Here is a 9,717-nt window from a genome sequence, read left to right as displayed (position 1 = left end):
GAGTCGATACCACCAACCCCAATAATCGGCAGCTGACCTTTTAATTCCTGAGACAACTGGCGAATAATTTCTGTACTTTTTAATTGTAACGGTCGACCGCTCAGGCCACCCATTTGATCGCAATTTTTCATTCCCTGAACGAGAGAACGATCGAGAGTGGTGTTAGTCGAAATTACGCCATCAATATTATGACGAACTAAACTGTCAGCAACCTGGATCAGTTCTTCCACAGAAAGATCCGGTGCGATCTTAACCGCCACTGGAACATATTTATGGTGGATCGCTTGCAGATCATTTTGCTTATTTTTAATTGCCGTCAGAAGATCATCCAACGCCTCACCATATTGCAGCGTACGTAATCCCGGCGTATTCGGTGAAGAGATATTAATCGCGATATAACCAGCATAAGCATAGACTTTTTCCATACAAATCAGATAGTCATCTTTGCCGTTTTCTACCGGAGTATCTTTATTCTTACCAATATTAATCCCCAGAATACCGTCAAAATGCGATTTTTTAACGTTCTCAACCAGGTTATCAACCCCCAGGTTATTAAACCCCATGCGGTTGATCAAACCTTCTGCATCGACCAGACGAAACAGACGTGGTTTATCATTACCCGGCTGAGGACGCGGCGTCACGGTACCAATCTCAATGGAACCAAATCCCATCGCGCCGAGCGCATCAATGCACTCCCCGTCTTTATCCAGTCCGGCAGCAAGCCCGAGTGGATTTTTAAACGTCAGCCCCATACAGGTAACCGGTTTTGCGGGTACTTTCTGGCGGACAAGCGCTTCGAGCGGCGTGCCGGTAATGCGACGTAATTGCTGGAATGTCAATTCATGAGCGCGCTCTGGATCGAGCTGGAAAAGGGCTTTACGAACGAAGGGGTAGTACATGAACTCTCCTGGATTCCCGGTGTGCAAACCGGGGGCGTATTATGTGCGATCGCGAGCAAAAAGGGAATTGACCTGCGGCAATAAATAGCAATCGTTTTCCTGCTTCCTCCTTTTTATTCATTTTTCAACTTTTCTATCCCGTATAAATCATTTCGATAAACAAAGTCTCTCTGCCAGACTGCACAAATTGTTATCAATGTTAATCAAAAGCAAACAATTGGTTATAAGGGGAGAATAACATTATGCGCGTCATCACTCTGGCGGGAAGCCCACGCTTTCCCTCTCGCTCCAGCGCGTTGCTGGAATATGCCCGAGAAAAATTGAACGGCCAGGATGTCGAAGTCTTTCACTGGAACCTGCACAACTTTGCCCCGGAAGACCTGATCTATGCCCGTTTTGACAGTCCGGCGCTGAAGACATTTATCGAACAACTACAGGATGCTGACGGGCTGATTGTCGCAACGCCGGTCTACAAAGCAGCTTACTCTGGCGCACTGAAAACGCTGCTCGATCTGCTCCCCGAGCGGGCGCTGGAAGGAAAAGTGGTTTTGCCGCTGGCGACCGGCGGCAGCGTGGCGCATTTACTGGCCGTCGATTACGCGCTGAAACCGGTGCTGAGCGCGCTAAAGGCTCAGGAGATCCTGCACGGCGTGTTTGCCGATGATTCACAGGTCATCGACTATCAGCATAAACCGCAGTTTACGCCCAACCTGCAGCAGCGCCTGGACAGTGCGCTCGACACTTTCTGGCTGGCGTTGCATCGTCGCGATCTCCAACTCCCGCAACTGAACGCCCTGCGAGGTGCCGCCCATGCTTAATCTGCTCAAGCGTCATACCTCATGGCTGGCATTAACCGGGCTGCTGTCACTGTCATCCTTGGTGCATGCCGCAGAATCGGCTCCGGATGCCCTGCGCATTGGGTATCAGAAAGGAAGCGTCAGCATGGTGCTGGCAAAAAGTCATCAGCTACTGGAGAAACGCTACCCACAGACCAAAATCTCGTGGATTGAGTTCCCGGCTGGACCGCAAATGCTGGAAGCACTCAATATCGGCAGTATCGATCTCGGCAGTACCGGTGACATTCCGCCAATTTTCGCCCAGGCCGCCGGAGCCGATCTGGTTTATGTGGGCGTCGAACCGCCCAAACCGAAAGCCGAAGTGATTCTGGTGCCGAAAAATAGCCCGATCCAGAGCGTTGCGCAGCTCAAAGGGCATAAAGTCGCCTTCCAGAAAGGTTCCAGCGCCCACAATTTACTGCTCAGGGCGCTGCAACAGGCAGGGTTGAAATTTACCGATATTCAACCGACTTATCTGACCCCCGCCGATGCGCGAGCAGCCTTCCAGCAAGGAAACGTCGATGCGTGGGCTATCTGGGATCCTTACTATTCGGCCGCATTACTGCAAGGTGATGTGCGCGTGCTGAAAGACGGCTCAGACCTCAAGCAGACCGGTTCGTTTTATCTCGCTGCACGTCCTTATGCCGAAAAAAATAGCGCTTTTGTTCTTGGCGTACTGGATACCTTTAGCCAGGCGGATGCGTTAACTCTCAGCCAACGCCAGCAAAGTATTACTCTGCTGGCTAAAACCATGGGTCTGCCCGAGCCGGTAATTGCGTCTTATCTGGATCACCGTCCGCCAACCACCATTACGCCCGTCAGCGCCTCGGTTGCCGCCCTACAACAACAAACCGCGGATCTGTTTTATGACAACCGTCTGGTGCCGAAAAAAATCGATATTCGCCAGCGTATCTGGCAACCCACTCAGCAGGCAGGAGAAAAATTATGAGTCTGAACATGTTCTGGTTTTTACCCACCCACGGTGACGGTCATTATCTGGGGACGGAAGAAGGTTCGCGCCCGGTCGATCACGGTTATTTGCAACAAATTGCGCAAACAGCCGATCGTCTGGGATTTACTGGCGTTCTGATCCCAACCGGTCGCTCCTGTGAAGATGCCTGGCTGGTCGCCGCGTCGATGATCCCGGTCACCCAGCGATTAAAGTTTCTGGTCGCGCTTCGTCCAAGCGTAACCTCGCCGACGGTCGCCGCCCGCCAGGCCGCGACGCTCGACAGACTCTCTAACGGCCGGGCGTTATTCAACCTGGTAACCGGCAGCGATCCACAAGAGCTAGCGGGTGACGGCGTGTTCCTTGATCACACCGAGCGCTATGAAGCCTCTGCTGAATTCACTCAGGTCTGGCGGCGTTTGCTGCAAGGTGAAACCGTGGATTTCAACGGCAAACACATTCATGTCCGCGGCGCGAAACTGTTTTTCCCTCCTGTACAACAACCCCGGCCACCGCTTTATTTCGGCGGTTCGTCTGATGTTGCACAAGATCTTGCTGCCGAACAGGTTGATCTCTATCTGACCTGGGGCGAGCCGCCTGAACAGGTGAAAGAGAAGATTGAACAGGTGCGGGCCAAAGCGGCGGCGCTCGGGCGCAAAATCCGCTTTGGTATTCGTCTACATGTGATCGTCCGGGAGACAACGCAAGAGGCGTGGCAGGCAGCGGATCGTCTGATAGCCCATCTGGATGACGACACCATTGCCAAAGCCCAGGCCGCCTTCTCAAGAACGGATTCGGTTGGTCAGCAGCGAATGGCTGCACTGCACAACGGTAAACGCGACAAACTGGAAATCAGCCCAAACCTGTGGGCAGGAGTAGGACTGGTGCGCGGTGGCGCGGGTACCGCGCTGGTCGGAGATGGTCCGACGGTCGCGGCGCGTATCAACGAGTATGCCGCACTGGGAATCGACAGTTTTGTGTTGTCCGGGTATCCACATCTGGAAGAGGCATACAAGGTTGGCGAGCTGCTGTTCCCACATCTGGATGTCGCTATACCAGAAATTCCACAGCCGCAGCGCCAGCATCAACAAGGCGAAGCGGTGGCAAACGAATTTATCCCACGCAAAATCGCGCAAAGCTAAGGAGCCTGCTGATGGCAACGCCGAAAAACAGGTGGTTACTGCGCCTCGCGCCCTGGTTTTTACCGGTTGGGTTGGTCGCGCTCTGGCAGCTCGCATCATCAATGGGCTGGTTGTCCACCCGCATCCTGCCCTCTCCGGAGGGCGTTGTCGAAGCCTTCTGGACGCTTTCCGCCAGCGGCGAGCTTTGGCAGCATCTGGCGATCAGCTCCTGGCGTGCGCTGGTAGGCTTCTCCATCGGCGGATCGATTGGCCTGACGCTGGGACTGATTAGCGGTCTTTCGCGGTGGGGAGAACGCCTGCTGGATACTTCGGTGCAGATGCTGCGTAACGTGCCGCATCTGGCGCTGATCCCACTGGTGATTTTGTGGTTCGGCATTGATGAATCCGCCAAGATCTTTCTCGTCGCGCTGGGCACGCTTTTTCCGATTTACATCAACACCTGGCATGGGATCCGCAATATCGATCGCGGTCTGGTAGAGATGGCTCGCAGCTATGGGTTGTCTGGTTTTTCACTATTTATTCATGTGATCCTCCCCGGTGCCCTGCCCTCGATTATGGTTGGCGTGCGTTTTGCTCTCGGGCTGATGTGGTTGACGCTTATTGTCGCGGAAACCATTTCAGCCAATGCCGGCATTGGTTACCTGGCAATGAACGCCCGCGAATTTCTGCAAACCGATGTGGTCGTGGTGGCCATTATTCTCTACGCCCTGCTCGGCAAACTTGCCGACGTCAGCGCCCAATGGCTGGAGCGAATCTGGCTGCGCTGGAACCCGGCTTACCATGTGAAGGAGGCTACCGTATGAATACCGCTCGTTTGAACCAAGGCACGCCGCTTTTACTGAGTGCCGTGACGAAACAATACGCCGCCAATACGGTGCTCAATCAGTTAGATTTGCACATTCAGGCCGGACAGTTTGTTGCCGTGGTTGGCCGCAGCGGAGGAGGAAAAAGCACGTTGCTGCGTCTGCTGGCTGGGCTGGAGTCTCCCACCTCAGGTGCATTACTTGCCGGAACCACCCCGCTGGCAGAAATTCAGGAGGATACGCGAATGATGTTTCAGGATGCGCGTCTGCTGCCCTGGAAGACGGTTATCGATAATGTGGGTCTGGGTCTGAAAGGTCACTGGCGCGATGCGGCCCGGGACGCGCTGGCCGCAGTTGGGCTGGAGAATCGTGCTCAGGAATGGCCTGCCGCCCTGTCCGGTGGACAAAAACAGCGCGTGGCCCTGGCGCGGGCATTAATTCATCGTCCCGGTCTGCTGCTGCTGGATGAACCTCTCGGTGCGCTGGATGCCTTAACCCGCCTTGAAATGCAGGAGCTGATTGTCTCTTTATGGCAAGAGCACGGCTTTACCGTACTGCTGGTCACCCATGACGTCAGTGAAGCGGTGGCAATGGCCGATCGCGTGTTGCTTATTGAAGATGGAAAAATCGGACTGGATTTAACGGTGGATATTGCGCGACCACGCCGGATTGGTTCGGTGCGTCTGGCAGAGCTGGAAGCAGAAGTGTTGAACCGGGTAATGCAGCGTAGCGAAACGGAACAGCCGATCCGCCGGCATGGATAAGCATTCAGAAAAATCAGGCCCAGTAAGCGCAAGCGCCACCGGGCCTTTTGCCGGATAGCGGCGTTACCGCCTAATCCGGCTTACAAAACGACAGGTCAACGATTCAGGCTAACGCTTTGGTTACCTTCTCGAACAGATCGCCGGAGAGATTCTCCAGACCTTTCAGCTGTTCCAGCGCCGCGCGCATCTGCGTCTGACGTTTTGCATCATACCGTTTTAAGCGAATCAGCGGCTCAATCAGACGTGACGCCACCTGCGGGTTACGGCTATTGAGTTCAGTCAGCATGTCGACCAGGAACTGATAGCCGCTGCCATCTTCCGCATGGAATGCCGCCGGGTTGCTGCCCGCAAAGGCGCCAATCAGAGATCGGATTCGGTTCGGGTTACTCATACTGAAGGAACGGTGCTTCAGTAAGCCACGTACCGTTTCCAGCACGTTTCTCGCCGGGCTGGTGGATTGCAGGATAAACCATTTGTCCATCACCAGACCGTCATGATGCCACTTATCGTCATACTCCTGCATTAGCGTGTCGCGGCAAGGCAGTTGCGCCGCGACTGCCGCGGACAGCGCCGCCAGCGCATCGGTCATATTGTTTGCTTCACGGTACTGCTTGCTGACCAGCGTGTCGGCCAGATGGGTTTCGCCAAAGGCCAGGAAACGCAGGCAGGCATTACGTAGCGTACGCTTGCCAATATCGGCATGCTCAACGCGGTACTCATCAAGATGATTAGCGTTATAGATGGCGAGGAATTCATCAGCCAGTTCGGCCGCCAGCGTGCGAGTTAACGCTTCACGTACTTCCGTTATCGCCACCGGATCGATGATGTCGAACAGTTCAGCAATTTCATTCACCGAAGGCAGCGTCAGAATCTCTGCCGCCAGTGCCGGATCGATTTTCTCATCCAGCAAAATCGCCCGGAATGCATCGGCCACGTGTACCGGCAGCGACAGCGGCTGTCCCTGCTGATGGCGGGCTACGTTGAGCTTAATATAGGTCGCCAGCAAGCTTTGCGCCGCGTCCCAACGAGAGAAATCGTTACGTGCATGACGCATCAGGAAGGTCAGTTGCTGATCGCTCCATTTGTATTCCAGTTTTACCGGTGCGGAAAATTCGCACAGCAGTGCCGGAACCGGCTGGAAGTAGACATTATCAAAGACAAACGTCTGCTCAGTCTGGGTGACATTGAGTACGGAATTCACCGGGTGCCCGCCTTTTTGCAGCGGGATCACTTTCCCTTCGTTGTCATACAACTCGAGGGCGAAAGGAATATGCAGCGGTTGTTTTTCGGCCTGATCCGGCGTGGCCGGCGTGCGCTGGCTGATAGTCAGCGTGTACTGCTCAGTGGATGGATTGTAGTCATCACGCACGGTCAGAATCGGCGTACCGGACTGACTGTACCAGCGGCGGAAATGCGAAAGATCGACGTTGGACGCATCTTCCATCGCCTGCACGAAATCATCACAGGTTGCAGCGCTGCCGTCATGACGCTCAAAGTACAACTGCATCCCTTTCTGGAAGTTAGCCTCACCGAGCAGGGTGTGGATCATACGAATAACTTCAGCGCCCTTTTCGTACACGGTCAGGGTATAGAAGTTGTTCATTTCAATAACCATATCCGGACGGATAGGATGCGCCATTGGGCTGGCATCTTCGGCAAACTGCAGGCCGCGCATGGTGCGCACATTGCTGATCCGGTTTACCGCGCGTGAGCCGAGATCGGAACTGAACTCCTGATCGCGGAACACGGTTAGCCCCTCTTTCAGGCTCAACTGGAACCAGTCGCGACAGGTCACGCGGTTGCCGGTCCAGTTGTGGAAATATTCGTGACCGATGACGCGCTCAATATCCAGGTAGTCTTTGTCGGTGGCGGTATCGGTACGTGCCAGCACATATTTGGAGTTAAAGATGTTCAGACCTTTATTCTCCATCGCCCCCATGTTGAAGAAATCGACCGCGACAATCATATAAATGTCGAGGTCATATTCGAGGCCAAAGCGCTCTTCATCCCATTTCATGGAGTTTTTCAGTGAGGTCATCGCCCACGGCGCGCGGTCCAGGTTGCCGCGATCGACGTACAGTTCCAGCGCCACTTCACGCCCGGAACGGGTAGTAAAGGTGTCGCGCAGGACGTCGAAATCACCGGCTACCAGCGCAAACAGATAACACGGTTTCGGGAACGGATCCTGCCACTGTACCCAGTGACGACCATTTTCCAGTTCCCCCTGCGCCACACGGTTACCGTTGGAGAGCAGGAACGGATATTGGGTTTTATCGGCGATAATTTTGGTGGTAAAACGCGCCAGGACATCCGGCCTGTCGAGATACCAGGTAATATGGCGGAACCCTTCCGCTTCACACTGGGTGCACAGCGCATCGCCGGACTTGTACAGTCCTTCCAGCGCGGTATTGGCCGCTGGGCTAATTTCATTCACGATACGCAACGTAAAACGTTCCGGCAGTTGACTGATGACCAGAGCGCCCTCTTCTTCTTTATACTCTGCCCACGGCTCGTCGTTCACGTGGATCGACACCAGGGTCAGATCTTCACCATTCAGGCGCAGGGGCGCATCGGACGCGCCATGACGGACAGCCTGGCTCACGGCGGTGACCACGGTTTTTTCAGCATCCAGGTCAAAGGTCAAGTCAATATCAGTAATCTGGTAATCCGGCGCACGATAGTCGTGACGGTATTTGGCTTGTGGCTGTTGTGTCATAAAAAAACCTTTAGCATCTTTGGTAGAGTCTCGGCTTCAGTCTATTCCTGTTGCGTAAATCGCGCTACGCAGAATGTTCATCTTTTCAGGCACAAACACCCTTTTTGCTACATTTTTATAACACGCGGCACGAATTGCCCTCGACCAGAAAGACAGCTTATGGTGTGATCGGGGTTCAATAAATCGCTAAACAAGGTATACTCCAGCGGTTTTCTTAGTTGTTTATTGTACTAAACGCTCCCGTGAGAGGATGCTACTGCGCACCTATGACACAATTCGCTTCTCCTGTTCTGCACTCGCTGCTGGATACAGACGCTTATAAGTTGCATATGCAGCAAGCCGTTTTTCACCACTACTATGATGTACAAGTAGCGGCTGAATTTCGTTGCCGTGGCGATGACCTGCTCGGTATTTATGCCGATTCTATTCGTGAGCAGGTGAATGCTATGCAACACCTGCGACTGCAGGAGGACGAGTACCAGTGGCTCTCCGGCCTGCCTTTCTTTAAAGCTGATTACCTCACCTGGTTACGTGATTTCCGCTATAACCCGGAACAGGTTTGCGTCACCAATGATAACGGGAAGCTGAACATTCGCTTAACCGGGCCGTGGCGTGAAGTGATCATGTGGGAAGTCCCGCTGCTAGCGGTTATCAGCGAGATGGTACACCGTTACCGTTCGCCCGAATCAGGCGTCCCGCAGGCACTCGATGAGCTGGAAAGCAAACTAGTAGAATTCTCTGCTTTAACGAAAGATGTCGATATGTCCCGCTTCCATCTGATGGATTTCGGTACGCGTCGTCGTTTTTCACGTGAAGTACAGCAGGCTATTGTTAAACGCCTGCAGCGAGAGCCCTGGTTTGTCGGCACCAGTAACTACGATCTGGCCCGCCGCCTGTCATTAACCCCAATGGGCACGCAGGCGCATGAGTGGTTCCAGGCTCATCAGCAAATCAGCCCTGAGCTTGCCACCAGCCAGCGCGTTGCCCTGGCCGCCTGGTTAAATGAATATCCTGACCAACTCGGCATTGCGCTGACCGATTGCATCACCATGGATGCGTTTTTACGCGACTTTGGCGTCGAGTTTGCAACCCGCTATCAGGGTTTACGCCATGACTCAGGCGACCCGGTGGAATGGGGTGAAAAAGCCATCGCCCATTATGAAAAACTGGGCATTGATCCGCTGAGCAAAACGCTGGTGTTTTCAGATAACCTCGATTTGAAAAAAGCGATTGAGCTCTACCGCCACTTCTCTTCTCGTGTGCAGTTGAGTTTTGGTATTGGCACACGTTTAACCTGTGATATTCCCCAGGTTAAGCCGCTCAATATTGTAATCAAGCTGGTGGAATGTAACGGCAAACCTGTGGCGAAGTTATCTGATAGCCCGGGTAAAACCATCTGCCACGATAAAGCGTTCGTGCGCGCGCTACGCAAAGCCTTCGATTTGCCGCATATTAAAAAAGCCAGTTAAACCTTCCAGGGAGCCAGTTTGGCTCCCTTTTCACGCTAATTTCCGAAATCTTTCACTCCAGCTACGAATTCTGCTTGTCTGATTGCAGATGCCAGGTAACATAGGTATCCCCCCATTACGGGTGGACATGTGTTTATAT

General features: G+C 53.6%; 8 protein-coding genes. 6 read left to right on the top strand and 2 right to left on the bottom strand.

Annotated elements, in window-relative coordinates; genetic code table 11:
• Positions 1-899, bottom strand: an 899-nt coding sequence (gene pyrD, locus OGV52_RS06300; protein WP_287108246.1) for a quinone-dependent dihydroorotate dehydrogenase, incomplete at its 3' end; no start/stop codon positions are given.
• Between the two features lie 242 nt (positions 900-1,141).
• Here pyrD and ssuE point away from each other — a divergent pair.
• Genes ssuE through ssuB form a run of 5 tightly spaced genes read left to right on the top strand, consistent with a single transcriptional unit; the run spans position 1,142 to position 5,393 of the window.
• Positions 1,142-1,717 carry an NADPH-dependent FMN reductase gene (ssuE, locus tag OGV52_RS06295; protein WP_016152471.1) on the top strand — a complete coding sequence of 192 codons (576 nt, stop codon included), beginning with the start codon at positions 1,142-1,144 and terminating at the stop codon, positions 1,715-1,717.
• Positions 1,710-2,684, top strand: a complete 975-nt coding sequence (locus OGV52_RS06290) for a sulfonate ABC transporter substrate-binding protein (RefSeq protein WP_103766101.1) — start codon at positions 1,710-1,712, stop codon at positions 2,682-2,684. The genes ssuE and OGV52_RS06290 overlap by 8 nt, the downstream gene beginning before the upstream one ends.
• Positions 2,681-3,826, top strand: coding sequence for an FMNH2-dependent alkanesulfonate monooxygenase (gene ssuD, locus OGV52_RS06285; protein WP_016156131.1), 1,146 nt, complete (start codon positions 2,681-2,683; stop codon positions 3,824-3,826). The genes OGV52_RS06290 and ssuD overlap by 4 nt, the downstream gene beginning before the upstream one ends.
• 11 nt (positions 3,827-3,837) lie before the next feature.
• On the top strand, positions 3,838-4,629 hold the full coding sequence (ssuC, locus tag OGV52_RS06280; protein WP_016156130.1) for an aliphatic sulfonate ABC transporter permease SsuC: 792 nt from the start codon (positions 3,838-3,840) through the stop codon (positions 4,627-4,629).
• Positions 4,626-5,393, top strand: a complete 768-nt coding sequence (ssuB, locus tag OGV52_RS06275; RefSeq protein ID WP_016152467.1) for an aliphatic sulfonates ABC transporter ATP-binding protein — start codon at positions 4,626-4,628, stop codon at positions 5,391-5,393. Before ssuC ends, ssuB begins: the two co-directional genes overlap by 4 nt.
• A gap of 103 nt (positions 5,394-5,496) precedes the next feature.
• On the opposite strand, the gene pepN is transcribed toward ssuB, so the two are convergent.
• Positions 5,497-8,109: an aminopeptidase N gene (gene pepN / locus OGV52_RS06270; protein ID WP_204551613.1), complete on the bottom strand. Its 2,613-nt coding sequence runs from the start codon at positions 8,107-8,109 to the stop codon at positions 5,497-5,499.
• A gap of 266 nt (positions 8,110-8,375) precedes the next feature.
• Here pepN and pncB point away from each other — a divergent pair, with 266 nt between their 5' ends.
• A complete protein-coding gene (gene pncB / locus OGV52_RS06265; RefSeq protein ID WP_016152465.1) occupies positions 8,376-9,578 on the top strand; it encodes a nicotinate phosphoribosyltransferase in 1,203 nt (400 codons plus the stop codon).
• Positions 9,579-9,717 lie beyond the last annotated feature (139 nt).

The sequence above is a fragment of the Citrobacter sp. Cb041 genome (genome assembly GCF_030336655.1).
GTDB lineage: Bacteria > Pseudomonadota > Gammaproteobacteria > Enterobacterales > Enterobacteriaceae > Citrobacter > Citrobacter braakii.
This window is presented reverse-complemented; position numbering and strand designations above follow the sequence as displayed.

Bases quoted from the DNA above. Each gene is read 5' to 3' on its own strand.
- ssuE (WP_016152471.1), top strand. From the start codon at position 1,142: ATGCGCGTCATCACTCTGGCGGGAAGCCCACGCTTTCCCTCTCGCTCC.
- OGV52_RS06290 (WP_103766101.1), top strand. From the start codon at position 1,710: ATGCTTAATCTGCTCAAGCGTCATACCTCATGGCTGGCATTAACCGGG.
- ssuD (WP_016156131.1), top strand. From the start codon at position 2,681: ATGAGTCTGAACATGTTCTGGTTTTTACCCACCCACGGTGACGGTCAT.
- ssuC (WP_016156130.1), top strand. From the start codon at position 3,838: ATGGCAACGCCGAAAAACAGGTGGTTACTGCGCCTCGCGCCCTGGTTT.
- ssuB (WP_016152467.1), top strand. From the start codon at position 4,626: ATGAATACCGCTCGTTTGAACCAAGGCACGCCGCTTTTACTGAGTGCC.
- pepN (WP_204551613.1), bottom strand. From the start codon at position 8,109: ATGACACAACAGCCACAAGCCAAATACCGTCACGACTATCGTGCGCCG.
- pncB (WP_016152465.1), top strand. From the start codon at position 8,376: ATGACACAATTCGCTTCTCCTGTTCTGCACTCGCTGCTGGATACAGAC.